This is a genomic window from Helicobacter sp. 11S02629-2 (genome assembly GCF_002272875.1).
GTDB lineage: Bacteria > Campylobacterota > Campylobacteria > Campylobacterales > Helicobacteraceae > Helicobacter_I.
This window is the reverse complement of the sequence record NZ_MLAN01000013.1, coordinates 1-19,389: the sequence shown is the minus strand read 5'-3', so window position 1 is coordinate 19,389 and position 19,389 is coordinate 1. Positions and strand designations below refer to the sequence as shown.

15 protein-coding genes and 1 pseudogene are annotated in these 19,389 nt (G+C 35.9%); 9 read left to right on the top strand and 7 right to left on the bottom strand.

The features are described from left to right. The first annotated feature begins 56 nt into the window (after window positions 1-56). The 7 genes from BKH40_RS07325 (at window position 57) to BKH40_RS07295 (ending at window position 8,330) form a co-directional block, all read left to right on the top strand. Entirely contained in the window at window positions 57-1,352 is a 1,296-nt protein-coding gene (locus tag BKH40_RS07325) for an MFS transporter (RefSeq protein WP_143428469.1), read from the top strand. A gap of 221 nt (window positions 1,353-1,573) precedes the next feature. Then, window positions 1,574-2,416: a biotin synthase gene (locus tag BKH40_RS07320; RefSeq protein WP_095278257.1), complete on the top strand. Its 843-nt coding sequence runs from the start codon at window positions 1,574-1,576 to the stop codon at window positions 2,414-2,416. Window positions 2,417-2,437: 21 nt separating this feature from the next. Next, entirely contained in the window at window positions 2,438-3,619 is a 1,182-nt protein-coding gene (locus BKH40_RS07315) for a cation:proton antiporter (protein ID WP_095278255.1), read from the top strand. Continuing rightward, the gene (locus BKH40_RS07310) at window positions 3,606-4,991 is read left to right on the top strand and encodes an aminotransferase class V-fold PLP-dependent enzyme (RefSeq protein WP_095278253.1); all 1,386 of its coding nucleotides are present in this window, start codon (window positions 3,606-3,608) and stop codon (window positions 4,989-4,991) included. Before BKH40_RS07315 ends, BKH40_RS07310 begins: the two co-directional genes overlap by 14 nt. A gap of 40 nt (window positions 4,992-5,031) precedes the next feature. After that, window positions 5,032-5,835, top strand: a complete 804-nt coding sequence (locus BKH40_RS07305) for a J domain-containing protein (protein WP_095278252.1) — start codon at window positions 5,032-5,034, stop codon at window positions 5,833-5,835. Next, a complete protein-coding gene (locus BKH40_RS07300) occupies window positions 5,836-6,777 on the top strand; it encodes an NAD(+)/NADH kinase (protein WP_095278250.1) in 942 nt (313 codons plus the stop codon). Next, window positions 6,774-8,330, top strand: a complete 1,557-nt coding sequence (locus BKH40_RS07295) for an AAA family ATPase (protein ID WP_095278248.1) — start codon at window positions 6,774-6,776, stop codon at window positions 8,328-8,330. The genes BKH40_RS07300 and BKH40_RS07295 overlap by 4 nt, the downstream gene beginning before the upstream one ends. 132 nt (window positions 8,331-8,462) lie before the next feature. Here the strand turns inward: BKH40_RS07295 and rmuC are convergent, their stop codons facing one another. Genes rmuC through BKH40_RS07265 form a run of 6 tightly spaced genes read right to left on the bottom strand, consistent with a single transcriptional unit; the run spans window position 8,463 to window position 16,795 of the window. After that, the gene (rmuC, locus tag BKH40_RS07290; protein ID WP_095278246.1) at window positions 8,463-9,899 is read right to left on the bottom strand and encodes a DNA recombination protein RmuC; all 1,437 of its coding nucleotides are present in this window, start codon (window positions 9,897-9,899) and stop codon (window positions 8,463-8,465) included. Beyond that, window positions 9,899-10,324, bottom strand: a complete 426-nt coding sequence (locus BKH40_RS07285; RefSeq protein ID WP_095278244.1) for a thioesterase — start codon at window positions 10,322-10,324, stop codon at window positions 9,899-9,901. Before BKH40_RS07285 ends, rmuC begins: the two co-directional genes overlap by 1 nt. A gap of 11 nt (window positions 10,325-10,335) precedes the next feature. Then, a complete protein-coding gene (gene cmoB / locus BKH40_RS07280; protein WP_095278242.1) occupies window positions 10,336-11,214 on the bottom strand; it encodes a tRNA 5-methoxyuridine(34)/uridine 5-oxyacetic acid(34) synthase CmoB in 879 nt (292 codons plus the stop codon). Further along, a complete protein-coding gene (locus BKH40_RS07275) occupies window positions 11,211-12,251 on the bottom strand; it encodes a hypothetical protein (protein ID WP_095278240.1) in 1,041 nt (346 codons plus the stop codon). Before BKH40_RS07275 ends, cmoB begins: the two co-directional genes overlap by 4 nt. Window positions 12,252-12,293: 42 nt before the next feature. Then, entirely contained in the window at window positions 12,294-13,787 is a 1,494-nt protein-coding gene (gene nhaA, locus BKH40_RS07270; protein WP_095278239.1) for a Na+/H+ antiporter NhaA, read from the bottom strand. Then, on the bottom strand, window positions 13,784-16,795 hold the full coding sequence (locus BKH40_RS07265; protein ID WP_095278237.1) for a UvrD-helicase domain-containing protein: 3,012 nt from the start codon (window positions 16,793-16,795) through the stop codon (window positions 13,784-13,786). The genes nhaA and BKH40_RS07265 overlap by 4 nt, the downstream gene beginning before the upstream one ends. A 492-nt stretch (window positions 16,796-17,287) precedes the next feature. Between BKH40_RS07265 and BKH40_RS07260 the strand changes: the two genes are divergently transcribed. Both BKH40_RS07260 and BKH40_RS07255 read left to right on the top strand, forming a co-directional pair. After that, a complete protein-coding gene (locus tag BKH40_RS07260; RefSeq protein WP_257842540.1) occupies window positions 17,288-18,001 on the top strand; it encodes a MarC family protein in 714 nt (237 codons plus the stop codon). A 213-nt stretch (window positions 18,002-18,214) separates the two neighbouring features. After that, complete coding sequence (locus BKH40_RS07255) at window positions 18,215-18,919, top strand: MarC family protein (RefSeq protein WP_095278234.1); 705 nt, start codon at window positions 18,215-18,217, stop codon at window positions 18,917-18,919. A 255-nt stretch (window positions 18,920-19,174) separates the two neighbouring features. Here the strand turns inward: BKH40_RS07255 and BKH40_RS08770 are convergent. Beyond that, window positions 19,175-19,389, bottom strand: a pseudogene (locus tag BKH40_RS08770) (methyl-accepting chemotaxis protein); the annotation flags it as partial.

Genomic DNA, 19,389 nt, shown 5'->3' with positions numbered 1-19,389 from the left:
ATATTACATAGTACAATTTATAAGCTTGTATTTACAAACACATAAAAGGAAACGAAATGCAAACAGATGCACTTTATAAAAGGATAAGATGGCAGATCATCATAGCTACCTTTCTAACTTATACAGTTATGTATATATCAAGAAAGGCTTTTGCAGCAGCAGCACCACTTTTGATGCAAGATATAGGCATGACTGCGGTTCAGTTTGGTGTGGCTTCTTCAGCCTATTACATACTTTATGGCTTATCTAAGTTTGGCTCAGGACTGCTAGCAGATAGAATAAACCCTAGGATGTTTTTAACCCTAGTCTTAGTCGCAGTAGCTATTATTAATGTCGGCATAGGGTTTAGTAATAGCGTGGGGCTTTTACTAACCTTATACTGCTTAACAGCCATAGCCCAAGGCTGTGGCTTCCCACCAATTGCAAAGGCTATAAGTCAATGGTACTCAAAGTCAGAAAGAGGTAGCTGGTACTCACTGTGGAATACTTCTCATAACGTCGGAGGTGCCCTAGCGCCAATTATCGCTTCAGCAGTTATAGCCTATAGTGGAAACTGGCGATATGCCTTTTTTGTACCAGCAGCTATTACTATCATCCAAGCTGTTATAGCCCTAGTTTTAATGCGAGGTAAACCTGAAAAGTACGGCTTGCCAAATATTGGCAAGTGGAAAAACGACAAGCAACAACTTGAAATTAATAAGCGTTCAAAAGTCGGACTTAGCATGTGGAAGATGTTTTACACTTATATCTTAAATAACCCCATAATCTGGCTAGCCATCATAGGAGACTTGTGCATCTATATCATACGCACTGTGACTAATGACTGGGTTAGTGTGTACTTTGTAAAAGAGCTAGGCTGGGATCTTATAAAGTCAAACTCACTTGTTTCGTGGTTTGAAGTAGGTGGAATCTTAGGCGGGCTAAGTGCTGGCTTTATCTCAGATAGATTCTTTCGTGCTGATAGGTGGACTACTATCTTAATTTATAGCATTATCTTAATTATTGGCATGGTGGGAGTTGGGCTAACTATAAACGTTCACTACTATCTTGTAGCACTTTTCTTTTTTATAGTTGGAGCTGGGATCTATGGCCCTCAGATGCTTTTTGCACTAGGAGTTATAGAAGCCTCTCACGCTGATGGTGCAGGTGCTGCTACTGGGCTAAAAGGTGGAGTGACTTATGTTGGTGCTGCTCTTGCAGGAGCACCTATTGCCCTAATTGAAAAGCATTATTCTTGGAATGGAGTTTTTAGCATAATGGGCACTATAGCTGTAATCTTAGTCTTGCTAACCATAGCCCTTGTGCTTTTAGAAAGGAAGTACAAAAAAGCATCTAAGGTTTTAGAGGACTAAAAGGCATGAGATAAGGCATGTTTGGATCTATCTTGCATAAGTAGACTTAGCATTTATGATTACATTAGTTTTTATGGCTAGGTGTAAGCCTTTTGATACTAATTTTTTTAGATTCTATAAATTTATAGAATCTAAATTAAGTCTTTCTTGCTTTACTTAAGTGTATATGATAAATTAAGCCATTGTTATATCTACCCAGCAAACTACTTAAGGATTTGTCCATGTCTATATTTCTTTGTTCTATATCTAATGTCAGTAGTGGTAACTGCCCTGAAGATTGTGCTTACTGTACTCAAAGTGTGCACCATAAAACTAAGGTTGAAACTTATAAGTTTAAGCCACTTGAGACCATTATAAAAGAAGCGAAGTATCTTAAAACTTTTGGCATGCTAGGCTTTTGCCTAGTTACTTCTGGGCGAAGCTTAGATGATGCCAAGTTAGACTACATAGCACGTGTAAGTTACGCACTTAAAAAAGAAGACCTTGATTTGCACTTAATAGCCTGCTGTGGAAGTGCTTCTTTAGAATCTTTAAAGTATCTAAAAGACCATGGTGTAGATAGCTATAACCATAACTTAGAGACTGCACAAAGCTTTTTCCCACGCATCTGTTCAACTCACACTTGGGAGGAGAGATATCAAACTTGTGAAGATTCTCTTCGTGCTGGGCTTGGGCTTTGCTGTGGTGGGATCTATGGACTTGGGGAGAGCTTTTCTCAAAGGATAGAGTTTTTAAAAGCCTTGCGTGAGCTTAGCCCGCACACCATTTCGCTTAATTTTTATATGCCTAATCCTGCTTTGCCTATAGCAACTAAGGTAATGAGTAGGCAAGAAGCCTTAGAGTGTGTGGTTTTAACCCATGAGTTTTTGCCAAACTCAAGACTTATGATATCTGGCGGGAGGGAAAGCGTGTTTGGAGAAGACCAAGAAGAGCTTTTTAGATATGGGGTTAATGCCATAGTATTAGGCAACTACCTAACAACTAAGGGGCAAACTCCAGCACGCGATATAGATATGCTAAAGGCTTATGGACTAGATATAGCCGCAAGCTGCCACGCTATGTAAGCTTAAGGGTTAAGTAGTAAGATGGAGGAGCTAGATCTAGTAAACTTTGCAGTACTAGCTGCCCTTATTGTTATAGCGCCTTATATAGGGAAGCTTTTTAGATTCCCAATTATAGTCTCTGAGATGATATTAGGAGCTTTGGCTTTTTATAGTGGTATCTTAAAAAACTCTCATGAGTTAGAAATCCTCTCTCAGATTGGCTTTTTATATCTTATGTTTTTAGCGGGTATGGAAGTTGACCTAAGAGGCTTTTTACAGCTAGGCAAGCGCTTTTATAAACGTGCATTTTTTTACTTTGTGCTGCTTTATGGTTTTGCTTGCATTATCGTTGTGGTTTTAAGGCTTCCTTTTATCTATATAGTAGTTTTCCCAGTTATGAGTGTAGGGGTGATAATAACTCTTATTAGAACCTATGGTAAGGATAATGAGTGGCTAAGTGTCGCTTTAAAAATAGGCATAATAGGAGAGCTTATAAGTATTACTGCACTAGTTATTATTAATGGCATTTATAGCTATGGGCTAGGAAGCCTAAGCTTTTATAAGACTTTGGGAATCTTAGTTGGCTTTCTTATAGTAATAGCTTTCTTTTTTAAGATAGGAAAGATTGTCATTTGGTGGAGGCCAAAGTTAAGACTTTGGTTTATGCCACCAAGTGATTCTAATTCTCAAGATATACGTTTTTCTATGATGCTGTTTTTTGTACTTATTATGATAGTTGGACTTTTAAGCTTAGAGCTTGTGCTTGGTGCTTTTTTAGCCGGCATGATAGTTGCGACTTTTTTTGCTTATAAGATGGATATGGTACATAAGCTTAGCGATATAGGCTTTGGCTTTTTTGTGCCAGCTTTTTTTATACACGTGGGTTCAACGCTAGACCTAACAAAGGTCTTTGCAGACTACGCTGTCTTACTGCAAGGAATCTTAATCATACTTGGTATGTTTGCAGTTAGGATAGTCTCAGCGACTATAGTTTTTAAAAGTTACTTTAAAAGTGTAAAAAACACCATCCTTTATGCTTTTAGCGACTGTATGCCACTGACTTTTTTAGTAGCTACAGCTTCACTTGGCTACTCCTTAGATGCCATAGATGAAAAAACTTACTATGCTTTTATCATAGCAGCGATTTTAGAAGGTATACTTTTTAACATGGCGATAAAGTTCATTTATAATTTTACAACTAGGGCTAAACATGACACAAGATAAGATTCTAACTAAGCTTTTTGCACCATTTTTAAAGCAGTTTAAAAGTGGAGATAGTAAGCATCCTAGGCTTGATTATAACGCTGCTTTGGGCTATATAAGAGAAAATACTATCTTAAATAAAGGTCATGTCTATCTTGACTACTCAGCTAGCAGCTTAGCTTTTAGTCCTATAGAAAAAAGAGTGCGAGACCTTCTTCCCTATCTTGCTAATACCCACTCACACTCAAGCACTCACGCACAGCTTATGGGCAAGGTTTATGATGAAGCAAAGGCTAGATTAAAAAAGATTCTAGGACTAAGTGAAAACTTTGCCCTGCTTTGTAACTTCCCTAACTCAAGCTCTGCTATAAAGCGCGCCCAAGAGATCCTAGGCGTCTACATACCTCCAAAACTAAAGCAAGCTTTAAATCCAAAACCACTTGGAATCTGCCTGCATGGAGGCTTTGAACACCATTCTAATGAGATCTCTTGGAGAGAAAGCTTGCTAAAAAGCATAGGTGTAAGCTTAGATTCTAAGCTAGAGTTTAGTTTAGAAAACGTAAAAGAAAAGATTGCCTCTTTGAAAGCTAGTGATAAGCTTAAGGGGCTAAAACTAGCAAGCTTTAATCTAGCAAGTAACGTAACTGGGCTAATAGCCCCCTATAAAGACCTAAGCCCTCTTTTAAGAGAAGAAGGCTTTATAGTCATGTATGACCTAGCAGCTAGTAGCCCGCACCTCCTAGTTGAAGGAAGGTACTTTGATATAGCAAGCTATGCAAGCCATAAACTTTTAGGCGCAGTAAGTGCTAGCTCACTTTTAGCTTTTGATAAAAAGCTTTATGATACTAGCCTTCCTCCAAGCTTTGCAGGTGGGGGGAGTATAAAGTATGCTAATAGTGAAGTGGCAGAGTTTTTTTCTGACATACAAAGGCGTGAAGAAGCTGGTAGCCTAGATATCTTAGGGCTAGTTAGGGCAACTCTTGCATTTCAGTTAGTAGATGAGGTAGGCTTTAAGTATGTTGGGCTAAAAGAGCAAGCACTAAGACAAGTTTTACTTTACGAGTTAAAAAGCATCCCTGCTATTAGCATTTATGGGGAAAGTTACAAAAATGCAACGGCTTGTATAAGCTTTAATATAGCTGGTATATCCCCTTATGACTTAAGCTATATGTTAAGCCATGAGTATAATATACAAACGCGTGCAGGCTGCTCTTGTGCTGGGCCCTATGGACATGAACTCTTAGGCTTAAAAGCTAAAAGTTTTGATGACCTAGAAGAAAAACCCGGCTGGTTAAGAGTAAGCCCTCACTTTTCTGAAAGTTTGGAAAATATCTACTATTTTCTGGATTCTCTTTCTAAAAGTGTTAGAATCTTACGTAACAAAATGGCTTAAGATAACAACCCCCCTAAGGAGGCAGATCATAGAACCTAGCATGATTTCATATTGTGATAAATACATACAAATCAGACTACCAAAAAACTCTCTTCTGCTAAGGAAGGTTATAAACTACGCTAATAAGCACTTTAGCCAAAACATCAAGCTTTCTTCATCAGTCTTAATCTTAGATGATGGGGAGACTTATAAAAAAGAGTATCTACTTCAGTGGTGCATACACGCAAGTGCCCCAAGCTTAGAATCTAAGGCCTTAGATCTAGTTATAAGTGATGCTTTAAAACGTGCACATCTCCCTTTGCATATAAAGATAACTGGAGAGGCTGAGCTTTTAGAAAGGGTGCATATAAGAGCAAGCGTGCTAGGTGTAAACCGAATGCTTTTAAAGATGGAAAAAGAAAACTTTGTAGCCAAAAGATATATAAAGCTTTTATTTCAAAAGTACTGCTTAAGCGATAAAGGCAATGAGATATATCTAAATGCTACGGGCGAAGAGTTCTGGGATAAAGTGATAAATCTTATAAGCTTTAAAGTTATACATAATGTCTTATTAGTCTTTGAGTTTAATGACTTTATGAGTAAAGAGAAGTTTGAAAGATCTATAAATCAAAGCTTTTTAACTAAGGAAGAAAGAGAGCTTAGAAGAAGCTACTCGCTTTTAGATTCTACTATCGGTGATGACTTTAGTACCATTAAGTCGCGCTACTTAAAGCTAGTTAGAACCTATCATCCAGATACTGTATATGGTAAAAACAAAGAGATAGTTGACGCTTATATAACTCGCTTTAGAGCGATAAAAGAAGCCTATGAAGTTATAAAAAACTCTTCTAAAGTAGCTAGCTAGATGAAAAAAGATAGCACTAGTCTTAAGTCTACAAAGACTAGTCTACCTATAAAAAAAGTAGGCATAACCCTTAGACCTAATAGTCCTTCAATCAGACCCATATATCAAAAGTTAGTTGATGCTTTAAGGAGTGTTGGCATAAAGCCTTTTTTAGAAGAGCAAAGTGCAACTATGCTAGGCTATAAAGACGCTTTAAGCTTAGAGGCACTTTTAAAAGAAGTAGACTTGCTTATAAGCATAGGAGGAGATGGCACTTTAATCTCACTAGCAAGGAATAGCTACTCTAGCAACATCCCCATACTTGGCATACACACAGGCCACTTAGGCTTTTTAACTACTATCTTGCCTGAAGATATAGAGGCCATGGCTAAGCGTCTAAAAACTGGCGAGTATGAGTTAAATGAACATATGATGTTAGAAGGCTTTATAGTAAGAGAAGACAAAAAGACTAGCAAGGTACATAGAAGCAAAAAAGTCTACTGTTTAAATGAGTTCTTACTAGGCAAGAAAGACTACTCTATGACAGATATAAAAGCCTATATTAGCAGTAGTAAAAAAGACATACTTTGTCAAAAAGATAGTGCTTGTAAGCTTATAAATGAATATAGGCTAGATTCTTTACTAGTAGCTACCCCTACAGGCTCTAGTGCTTATAATATCTCAGCAGGTGGCAGTGTGGTCTATCCTTACTGCAAAAACATACTTTTAACACCAGTGTGTGCCCACTCTTTAACCCAACGCCCACTAATCTTAGATGATAGTTTCTATCTAGCTTTTAAGTTCAACAAAGATAGTTGCGTAGTAAGTGATGGCCAAGAAAAGCTAGAAATCCTAAAAGAAGAAGTCTTTATAGTCCATAGTGCAAGGCATAAAGCCTATCTTGTCAACTTAGGCGAAAACTACTTTGATAGGCTAAGAGAGAAGTTTGGCTGGGGCGCATGATAAGTAGAATCTTAGTTAAAAACTCTCCTACTTTTAAAAACTTAGAGCTAGAGCTAGCACCCGGGTTTAATGTCATAAGTGGGGCAAGTGGAAGCGGTAAGTCAGTCTTTTTAGAATCCATCCTTAGTATCTTTGGACTAAAAGAGCCAAATGCAGACTTAGTTGAAGCTGATATAAATGTAAAAGATATAGATAAAGAGCTTGAAAGCTTAGATATCTTAGCAGAAGATAAAGACTTGCTAACTATAAGCATAAAGCGTCTTAATGGCATGCGCTACTTTGTAAATAGCCAAGCTACTTCAAAGAAAAAAGTTATAGAGCTTACTTCAAAGTTTGCTAAGTATATAAGTGCAAAAAACGCTAGCGAGCTAGAAAGTGAGCATATCTTAGATGTATTAGATTCCATGATAGCTTCAAAGGCTAAAGACTATAAGACACTTTTAGAAGACTACAAAAAAGATTATAAAGACTATAAGCTAGCACTTAAAGAGCTAGAGGCTTTGCGCTTAGAAGAGCAAAATATAGCTAATCTCAAAGATTTTGCTAGCTTTGAGATACAAAAGATAGATTCTATAAACCCTAAGGTTGGAGAGTATGAAGAGCTTTTGGGGCTTAAAAAAAAGCTATCTTTTAAAGATAAGGTGCTTTCTCAAGCTGCCTTAGTCTTAGAGACTATGGATAATATGGATGCTGTAGTTAAGTTCTGTGAAAGTGTAGGTATAAAATCAAGTGCCTTTTTAGAAGTGGCTAATGACTTAAGAGTAGAGATAGAAAGAGTGCTTGATGAGTATGAGAACTTAGAGCTTGATACTGAAAGCACCCTAACTCGCCTTGAAGCCCTAGGCGACTTAAAGCGTCGCTATGGAAGTATAGAAGAAGCACTAAGCCACCTTCAAACCCAAAAGCAAAACCTAGAGAAATATAACAACATAAGCTTTAATATAGAATCTTTACAAAAAAAGATAGATGTTTTAAGCACTAATCTTAAAGCCAAAGCAGTCAAGATAAAAGCACAAAGAACAGCTAGTCTTCCTAGTCTTAGTGACTTGCTTGCAGGCTATGCTAAAAGTGTGCACTTAGCTAATATAGACTTAAAGCTAGAAGAAGTGCATTTAAGTCAACTAGGAAGTGAGCATATAAGTCTTTATCTAAATGGCACTGCTAAAGAAAACTTAAGTAGTGGTGAGTACAACAGGCTAAGGCTTTGCATGCTTTGTGTTGCAGCTAGCGTAAGTGGTACTTTAGGTGATGAAGGGGGCGTGTTAGTCTTAGATGAGATAGATGCTAACTTAAGTGGGGTTGAAAGCCAAGGAGTAGCTAAGCTTTTAAAAACATTAAGTGCTAAGTATCAAATCTTTGCTATATCCCACCAACCTCATATGCCTCTTTTAGGTGATAGCCACTATAAGGTGGTAAAAAGTAAGGATGGTTCAAGCCTTACATTACTTGACTTTGAAGGCAAGGTAGAAGAGATAGCGCGCATGATAAGTGGCGAAGTTCCTAGCCAAGAAGCCCTAGACTTTGCAAAAAAGAGTTTGGAGAAGCAAGACTAGTTTTTAGATTCTACTTTTAGGGTGTTTTGCCCACACTAGCCTTTGTATTTTTATCCATTTTTTAGTATTTTAATCTTGCCTTACTTGTAGCCTAATTATTCAATGCTAAATTTTTGACTTCCTTTTATATCGCTAAACAAGTATAGAGTTATTATTTTGCATATCTAAGCTAGCCTCACTTGCATCATCTTCTTTTATAGGCAGTAAGCCTTCGCTAGTTTTAAGCTTTTTAAGCGTGGTAATGCTACTTTTTATAGAGCCTTTGCCACTTACTTTTATAAGGGCTTTTTCATAGTGATCTTTTGCTTTATCAAGATTTGTGCCTATAGATCTCACGTCATTTTCAAAGTTTTCAAACTTAGCTATGATGTTATTAACCTGCTTTATTATCTCGTTTATATTTTTATCACGTGCTGCGTCTTGCCAAATTTTTGCGATGATGTAAAGTATGGGCATAAGAGTACTGCCAGAGGCTAAAAGTATCTTTTTTTCATAGGCTTTAGTTACAAGGCTAGAATCTTTTTTAAGGGCTTCTATATAAGCTCCTTCTACTGGGATAAACATGATGACATATTGAAAGCTACTTTGTTCTATCTTAAAGCCAAGCTTTTCTTTGCTGAGGGTGTCATTATAGATATCTAGGTTTTGATACTGCTTTTTAGAAAGTCCTTCTATGTGGTTTTTAATATTTACTAGGTTTTCATCTAAAAAGCTTAGCTCTTGTGTCTCACAGTAGCTTGCATAAGCACTTAGGCTAACTTTAGAATCAACTATGACTACTTTTTCATCAGGTAGTTTTATGATGACATCAGGGCGCAAGTTATTACTATCTTCATCTTTTAAGTTGGCTTGTACAAAAAACTCTCTATCTTTGGTAAGCCCACTTGCTTCAAGCATACGCTCTAGTATCATCTCCCCCCAGTCACCTTGTGCTTTGCTATCACCCTTTAAAGCTTTGGTTAAGGCCTTAGTTGTATCATCCATGTCTTTATTAAGATCAATTAAGTGTTTAAGACTAGTTTTAAGCTCGGTTTGTTTTTCATGTGTCTCTTTAGTGGAGTTTAAAAGCTCAGTTTTAAAGCGATCAATTGCTTGTTTTAGTGGGTCTAGTGTTAGGGTTTGCTTAGATTCTAGGTCTTTTTCTTTTTTCTCTAAGATGCTAGCACCTATCCTTTCAAACTGTGCTTTGAGGTTTTCTTCGTGCTCTTTTCTTTGTAAAAGAAGCTCAGCTTTAGTGTCTTTTAAAGTCTGATCATAAATAGCCCTTTGCCTTTGTGCTTCACTTTCAAAGCCTTTTTGAAGACTTAGCTTTTCTTGTCTAAAGTTTAAAGACTCACTTTCAAGCCTTTCTTTTAGCTCAGCTATCTGTTCTTCTTTTTGTATTTTATAAGCCTTATGTATCTCATCTTGATAAAGCAGCTTATTAGAAAGCTCGCTAAACTTAGATTCTAAAGCCTTAAGCCTACTAGCATCTTCACTTTCAAGTTTTTTTAGTTTAACGTTGCTAATAGCTAGATATATGCTAAGTAGTATAAAGATTACACAAAGTACTATAAGTGTTACTAACACTAGCTTTCTCCTTTTTTAAGCTTGAAGATTCCTTTATCAAACACTGCTATATAAAACATGCCATAAAAGACTTTTATATCAAGCAAAAAACCTTCAACTTGCACTTCTATCTTTTTAGTGTCATCTTGGAGGGCGTTAGCTTTGAACTTTATAGTGTAGCCTAGCTCAATTGGTGCTAGGAACTTTATATCAGCACCGATTACTAGGCTATTTCTTTTATTAACAGCACTTAATGCACAAAAGCTAGCGGAGTTAAAGATAAAGCCACTACTTACAAGTCTATTATCTAATCGCATGTCTTCAGTTGGCGTAAAGTTAAGATGGGCCACTCCAGTAGACATGTGAGTTAGCTCGCCAGCAAGCTTTGTGTTTATATCAAGGGCTATGTTTCTTTCACTTAGGGCTGTGTTTGTTATCTCATCCATGTTTATCCTTTTTATCGTTTTAGTGCAAATATAGCGCGCAGCACCTTTGGCCTTATAGATTCTATACTATCACCTAAGCTTTTGGAATCTATAAATTCTGTGCTTCGTTGCTCCTTGCTAGTAGTATAGCTTTTATGCACTAAGTCGCAGCTCTTAAATCCAGCATGTAAGCTTAGGTTAGATAGTGCACTTGGTGAGTGGAGAAAGTAGACGTTTTTCATCCCAGCATAGCTTGGATAAGGAGTATAGCTTAAAGGGGCTTTTTGGTTTATGATAAGTGTTTCTAAGATTAATGTGCCATCTTTTTTAGTTAGAGAGTGAAGTTCTTTTAAAGTGTTTAGGGGATCTTTTCTGTGATATAAGACGCCAAGACAAAGTACTAAATCAAAACTTTTTTTAAGCAAGTAGGCATCTTCTATACCCAAAAGTCTATAGTTTATATTTGTAAAGTTTGCTAGTTTGTTTATAAACTCAAACTGCTTATAAAAGCGCCCACTTGGATCAAGACAGGTGATACTTTGTGCACCTTTTAAAGCTAGCTCAAAGGCGTAGTAGGCGTTATTAGCCCCTATGTCTATGATGTCGCTTTGTTTTAAGTCTATACCTAAGCTTGCAAGGGTTTTTAAAAGGGCTTTTAGTTTTATAAAGCTTTGCCATTCAGAATCTATAAAATACTCTTCTAGGTAAAAAGGTCCCTTACGCCAAGGCTTTAAAGCTAGGATATAGTCTTTTACTTCTTGGGTTAAGGGAGTATCTAGCTTAAGATGAAGACCTTTTTTAGATTCTACTTTCAAAGCTTTTGGAAGTTGTAGATTCTGCAAACGTGCCTCTAAAGCTAGGATGTCTTTAGCACTTAAAAGTTTTAGCTCTTTTTCATATAGCTCTTTCATGTTAGATCAAATAGTCCTTTTGAAGTGGTATCTTTAGCAAAGCTTTGCTGCAAAAAAGAAAGCCTTACTCCTTCTAGTAAGCAGAGGTTAAAGTCTGTATCTTTTATAGTGCTTATAAGTTTAGCCTCGCTAGCACAGAGTATCTTTTGATGCGTGTTAGATTCTAAGCTTGGCGTTTTGGAATCTAGACTAAGACAGATAAGCTTAAGATAGCTTGCCTTTTTTTCTAGGTAGGAGGCATAGGTTAAAAAGACTTCAGGTTTACTAGTTTGGATTAGCACTTTAGAAGTTTCTTTATCGCTTAGATGATTATTAGAATCTAGATATAAAAAGTTGATAGAAGAGTTTTTTTTGTAGTTTTCTAAAGAGTAGCTTATACCTTCTTTTTCACAAAGATGTAAAAGGCTTTCTAAGTAGGGCACTAAGATATAAGGCAAGGGCAGGTTAAAAACTCTACCTTTATAAAGAAGCGTGCTTTCAAAAAGTGTGTGTCTAAGTAGGCTAAGCAAGTTTTTAGAGGGCAAGCTTTGAAAAGATTGGCTTTTAGATTCCAAAACACTTTTAGATTCTAAAATATTAGGCAAGATGTCTTTTAAGCTAGCGTCTTTAGTTAGTAAAAATTGCTCTTTTTTAGGTTCGTTATAGATGTATTCTATAAACTTTTCTTTGCTACTTCCTTCAAAGATATAAGCTTGCAAGCTTAAGTCTTTAGCTATATCAAGCTCTAAGTCTTTAAGCAAGACTACTTTTAGCTTTTGCATACTTAAGATATATCTTATAAGTAGTTTTATAGCACTAGATATAGAATCTACTTCTATCCATGCTATCTCTTCTTCTATAATCTTGCATGTGCCACAAAAGACTATGCCATAAGCCCCTTTTTCTATGGCTTTAGCTATATCATCTTTGTCGTTAGCAAAAAAAAGACTACCTGTTTTAACTTGCTCTAAGCTGCAAGCTAGACTTGTAAAAGCGCTTATAAAGGGAGTATTAAGTAGTTTTCCATAGGTTGTGTTTAAAACTTCGCTTATACGCATAGCCCTTTACTCCTTTTTATCTAAACGCTTATTTTATCTTTTTTAAAGCTCCTCTTCTTTGATGTTAGACTTTTTAGAAGTGCTTAAAGTAAGACCTATAACCCCCACAACTGCGGCTATGGCAGAGGCTATAAGTATGCTTATCTTGCTTAGGTCTATAGCTTCGATATTAGTTTTATAAGCTAGGTTTGCCACAAACATAGACATAGTAAAGCCAATGCCAGCTAGCAGTCCAACTGAAAGGATGTGCGCGTTAGTTAGGCCTTCAGGTCTTTTGGCAAGGCCGATTTTCTCACTTAGTATAGTAAAGATAAAGATGCCTATAGGCTTTCCTATGACAAGACCAAGGATGGTTCCAAGTAAGATGCCATCTATATGGAAGTTTAAGCCTGCACCAACTGTAACTCCGGCATTTGCAAAGGCAAAAAGTGGGACCACAAAGTAGGCATTTAGCGGCTGTAAGACAAACTCTATCCTAACTAGTGGATTTTGTGCATACTTTGAGTAGCGAGAAATCGTATCAAGCAGCTCTACTCTTTTATGCTCTTCGTGCATATCGACTTCACGCTGTGCATCACTTTTAGGACTGATAAAGTTTTTGATATTTTTATAAGCTCCTTTAAAAAAGTCGCCTATGCCAAAGACTATACGCGAAAAGATATTTGTTCGCTCTACATCTAAGACATTAAAGCTTTCAGCACTTGCACGTGTGCTAAAGTAGAGTTTATTATAGGTTTCTTTTAGCTTAAGGTAGCTATTACGCGATACTTGAGACTTGCCCGGAATGATAAAGGCTACTAGTACTGCAGCAATGGTTGCATGTATCCCACTAAAAAATATGGCAAACCAAAGTATCACTCCTATGATTAGATAAAAAGAGATGTATTTGATATCAAGGTAGTTAAAGATGATAAGTATGACTACTAAGACTATAGCTACATAGATCCATTCCATATTTATAGATTCTGTATAAAAGACAGCTATGACTATGATAGCCCCTAAGTCATCAGCTACTGCTAAGGTTACAAGAAAGATCTTTATAACTGGAGGTATACGCTTTCCTAAAAGTAAGATAACACCTAGTGCAAAGGCAGTATCTGTACTCATAGCCACGCCAAAGCCATCAGCACTTTGAGTGCCGTGGTTAAAAAAGATATAAATCACACTAGGAAGCACTAAACCACCAATGGCACCAAAGACTGAAAAACTAACTGCTTTAAACCCAGCTAACTCTCCATAAAGCACTTCGCGCTTCATCTCTAGGCCTACCATTAGAAAAAATAGCGACATCAAAACGTCGTTTATAAAGTGTATGATGCTTATATGGGCTAGTACTAGTGGACCTACTTTAAAATCTATGTAGTGATGCCATATATCAAAATAGATATTTTTAATATTAGAGTTTGCTATGACCATAGCTATCACAACACAGAAAAATAGCAAAATCCCACCAAAAGATTCATGCGCTATAAAGCCTTTTAAGGTTTGTCTGAGGCTGGTGCCACTTTCTATCTTGTCGTAGGTTTGTTCACTCATACGTCTCCTTTTTGTAGTAGAACTTGCTCTGTTTTAATATCACTTTGTGTGATGTAAACTAAAAGGCCTTTTAGTGTTTGTGGCTTATAGTAGGTATCTATAAAGCTTAGATAGTCTTTAAGTTGGGTTTTATAGCTACTTGCAAGACTAGGATTAAAAGAGCTTTTAAACTCTAAGACTACAAAGTCTTTAGCGTTATAAAGAAGGGAATCTATCCTCCTTAGTCTTTTGTTTGATAAAAATGCTACTTCAGAGCTTATCTTTTTATCTTTAAAAAAGCCTGCTAGGGCTTTATCATTTATTAGATTTAAGGCCTTTGTGCCTAGGGCTTTTAGCCTTTTACTATCTAAGAAAAAGCCAAACTCACTTGAAAGTATGGAATCTAAGTTAGGATTACCCTCCTTGTATCCAAGGCTTAACTCTAGCCCTCTATGAAGGGCTAGTCCGCGAAGACTGGAATCTTTTAGCCCTAGAGAATATATAAGCTTATAGCTTTCATCATCTTTTTTTAGATACTCACTTTGTGCTTCTGGGTGGATTCCAAAGGTGTGAAACTTTCTAGATTCCATGCTTTTAGATTTGTCATTTTTACTTGCTTGGTTTAATGGCGGGTTTATATGACCTTTCTTAAAAGTCTCTAGCTTTAGCATGCTTGCTATGTCTTTGCCCTTTTTTTGAGGTCTAACTAGAGAGATATAAAGACTTTCTTTTGCACGTGTAAAAGCGACATATAAGCGATTTAGCTTATCTATAAAGTTTAAGTCTTCATCTTTTTTCTTTGTTTTAGCATAGCTTTCATCTATACGCTCTCTATTTTTAGTTTTTAAAACTATCTTTTCTAGATTTAGCCCATCATGGTCATATAGCAAGCTTTCACTTCTGCTGCTAGAGTTAGTATCTAAAAATATCACGTGCTTAAACTCTAGCCCTTTAGAGCTATGCACAGTTAGAATCTGCAAGCTAGAAGTTTGTTTTAGTGTAAACTTTACTTCGCTAGCTTTTTCATAAAGCAAGTCTATGGTGATATTTTTAGTGCTTGCTAGGCTTAGTTCTAAAAACTGCAAGGCTTCTTCACTGTTTAGGTGATAGGCGTTTATGACTTGCTTTATCTGTTTTGGCAAAGATAGACTTAAGTCTAAGTCTTTAGGCAAAGGCACATCTTCAAAGTAGCTTTTTCCTAAAAGCTTATTAAGCTTTTTTTGATAAAGCTTTGCTTCTTTTTCGCGTATACTTTTTTGATAGTCATCTTGCAAGGCTTCTAGGCTATCTTTTAAGGCTTTAAGTTTTAATGCACAAAAGATTATCTTCACACAGTTTGCTTTGCTAAGCTCTTCTTCATTATCTATACTAAAGCATAGACCTAGTCTTTCTTCTTCTGCTACATCTATAAGCATTTTCCCTATAGATCTTTTCATAACTAAGATTGCTATGTCTTTAGATTCTATGCCTTTGCTTAAGAGAAAGTTTATGTGATTTAGTGCATTTAGACAAGCAGTATAGGCTGGGGTATCTTCACTTTCATTTTTTTGAGTTAGCACAACTTCTACAAAGCCTTCTTCTTTACTTTTTGGAATCTGCTTGGTATAAGTTATAGCTGTGTCTTTGTAAGCTTCACTAAAGATGTCATTAACAAAGTTTACTATCTCATGGCTAGACCTATAGTTGTACTCTAAAAGTTTTTGTGTAGTGTAGCTTTGTGCGTGCTTATAGACTTCAGGGTTAGCGCCTCTAAAACGATATATACTTTGCTTATTATCCCCTACAAAAAAAAGCTTCTTTGCTATCTCGCTTGTGCCCTTACCACTTCTAAACTCTTCAAAGAGTGGAGAAAAGATCTTATATTGCATCATGCTAGTATCTTGAAACTCATCTATAAGCATATGAGAAAAACTACCATCAAGCCTAAAGTAAAAAAACTCACTATTAAAGCCTCTTTCTTCTATCAAACTTGGACTTAAGCTTTTTGCTTCTTTTGTGCCCTTGCCGACCATAAGCTCAAAAACTTTTTGCTTGACTAGATCAAAGCTTAAAGTATTAGATTCCATGCTTAGCCTAAGTAAAGCATCTTCATAAAGGCTAACTATCTTTAAAAGGTAGTAGAAGTTTTGCTTCTCTTTTAAGGCTTCTTTTTGCCTTAAGATGTTTTGTATTTTAATTTGGAAGTTGGCAACAGTTTGTTTTTCTGTATCACTAAGCTTAAAAGCTTCTAGATTTCTATACTCCAAGTTGTAAAAAAGATTTGATTCTAAAGGCTTGTTAGAAAAGTTTTTAAAAGTATCAACTATCCATTGATGATTAGAATCTAGTCCTTTAGAGACAACTATGTTTTCTAAAAAGCCCTTAAAGTCCATAAACGTGCTTTTTAAAGAAGACTCTAATAAGGTGCTTTCTTTTTGCCCTTCTTTTATATCAAAAGTGTTTATCGGATAGCTTTCAAACTCAAAAAGTTTATCATGCAAGGTATCTAGCATCCCTAAGATATCTTTTAAGTCAGTTTTATCATTAGACCTCATAAGCCCTAAAAGCAAGTTTAGCTCTTGGCTATTTTTTAGAATCTGCTCTAAAAAAAGTTGCAGCAAGGCTTTTTTGTCTATAGTGTCTATTTTAAAGTCGCTTTTTATCCCTACAAAAAAGCTAAAACGCCTTAAGATTTTGTTAAATAAAGAATCAATAGTGCCTATAAAAGTACTGCTTTTTAGGTAGTTAAAGTAGATATTTTCTATATTTTTAGTGATGTAGCTTTCATCTAGCCCAAAGTCTTTTTGTAAAGATTCTAAAAGGCTTTTAGCTAAGGCATCGCTAGTTTTGCCACGCGAGTATCCATAAAGTGTTTTCAAAAATCTTAAGATTCTTTCACTCATCTCTAAGCTTGCTTTTTTTGTAAAAGTGATGGCTACTATCTTTGAAGGTTCTGCTTTTTGTAGTAAAAGTGCCACGTAAGTTAGACAAAGGGCGAAAGTTTTCCCACTTCCTGCTGAAGCACTTAGTAAAGTGTGATTTTTGTCCATATAGAATCTTTTTTAGTTTAATTTTATCTTAAGTTTTGGTAACTAAAGGCTAAAAGCCGTGCTATCAGGGCTATTTTACAAGTTTTGCTTTTTGATACTTTGGAAAATAAAAGCTAAGAAAACTAAAAGTGGTATAAGTTTAAAAAAGCTAAGGAGTTTTGTGTAAGACTAGGTTTAGTTATATAGGTTTTTTGCATTACTAGCTAAGTGTTTTAAAGAAGGCTTGATTTAATAAATATAACTTAGCACAAATATATTTGCAAGTTATAAAAGTTTAAGTGAATGGATTAAAAACTAACCCTTTATATCATTATGGTTTTAGTTTTCTTTTATCAACCCTCTTATCTTAATAGCTAGTTTGACGCCACTACTTTTTAATAAAAAACAGCAAACAAAACACGCCTTATATAGTAAAAAACACGTTTAAAAGATAGAATAACCACTTGTTTTTGCTGCCTTTTATTTAGGATTAAAAGAGGAGTTAGTGTGGAGATGTTATATAGCTTTGTGCAGCTAGTGGTATTTGCTTTTTTAGCGCTATTTCCGGTTATTAACCCTATAGGGATATCTATCATACTAGAGCCATTTTTTTCAACTTTGTCTGAAAAAGATAGAAAGTATGCAGCAAGAAGGATAGCTATAAACTGCTTTTTTATCTGCATAGTCTCGCTTTTTATAGGGTCGTGGATACTAAAGCTTTTTGGTCTTAGCATACCAGTTATACAAATAGCAGGTGGAATCTTAATCATCCAAACAGGCCTTAAGCTAATGAACGCTAAAGATACCGCACCTGCTAAAAAAGTCGATTCTAATGAGGCAGAAGCAGATGCTAAAAATGAAGCAGAAAGCAGAGAGCAGTTAAACAAAAAGCTTTTTTATCCTTACTCCTTTCCTATCATGATAGATGCTGGGACTATCTCAGTCCTTTTTACACTTGCAGCACAAGGGGATTCTAAACTTAGCTGGCACTATGTTGTAAACATGGGTGCTATCATCATAGGGGTTATAGCTATGATGCTTTTAGCCTATGTCTTTTTGTCTAAAACTCATATGCTAGTTAGCAAGCTTGGGGGTGCTGGAGTGCTGGCTATAAGCAAGGTAGCAGCCTTTTTAATCCTTGGAGTTGGAGTTGAGATCTTTGCCTCTGGGGTTATGAGCTTTATAAAGTCTTATCTGCCTATGTTTATGCAAGCACTGGGGCATTGAGATAGCTTTCTTTGTTGTTTTGTAGGCATTTTGTTTAATAGGGCTAAGTTTTGTGAAGATATTTTGCTTTTTTTGTTTGCCAAAGTGATTAAATGAAAAGTATTTTTAATATTATACGTTTTAGTAAATATAAAAAGATTGTCTATCTTTGCCTTTTAAGTGGTTATCTTTTAGGATTTAAAACTTTTTGTTTGATAGCATGGGAGCTTCTTGATGGATGTAGTATTTAGCTTTGCACAACTAGTGGTGTTTGCTTTTTTGGCACTTTTACCAGTTGTAAACCCCTTTGGCACAGCACTCATCATAGAGCCATTAATCATAACTCTTTCCCAGCAAGAAAGAAGGTATGCTGCTAAAAAGATAGCACTTAACTGTCTAATAGTTTGTATAGTAGCCCTTTTTATAGGGTCGTGGATACTAAAGCTTTTTGGCCTTAGCATACCCATCATACAATTAGCAGGTGGGATCTTGATAGCTAAAACTGGTATGGACTTGCTAAATGGCGATGCTAGCTCTCCAAAAGATAAAGATAAAACTGTTGAAGATAAGAAAGAAAACCTAGATATAGACCTAGATAAGCTTAATGAAAAGCTTTTTTATCCTTACTCTTTTCCGATAATGACAGGGGCTGGGACTATATCAGTTCTTTTTACGCTTGCAGCCCAAGGGGATTCTAAAATCGGCCTGCACTACTTTATAAATATGGCAGCTATCATAGTTGGCGTTTTGCTTATGATATTTTTAATTTATATCTGTGTTGCAAAAACCCATGCTGTAGTAGCTAAACTAGGCACTAGAGGAACCCTTGTCATAAGTAAGGTTTCAGCCTTTTTGATACTTGGAGTTGGGCTGCAGATCTTTGTATCTGGCATTGTCGCCTTAGCTAAACTTTACTTTCCCGGTCTTACTCATGTGTAAAAACTAGTCTATATAGATAAGTGATAAATGCTATTTATAAATATAGTTTGTGTTATACAAGAAAAATATAGAATTAATAAAAAATAGAGAAAAACAAAACATAAATTTATAGAATCCAAAACAATAAAAACCTAGATTCCATAAACCTATAGAATCCATAAACTTATAGAAACCCCCCCCCACAAGAAGAGAATCTCTTTTTACTATTTCTTCTTCTAGATATTCTCCCTACCATTCATCCTTTTAGATATTCTTCTATATCCTCTTCCTATTAGCATCATTCATTATCTCATCTGCTATATGAGTTACAGAGTTAGAAATCTTAGAAGCATCATCTGCTATGTTTACATTACCTTGAGTAGATTGCTCTAGTAAAGATATAGCATCATTTATCTGAGTTATACCATTAGCTTGTTCTTTTATAGATTCAGCCATGTCATTAATTGATTGAACTAAGATATTAGTATTAG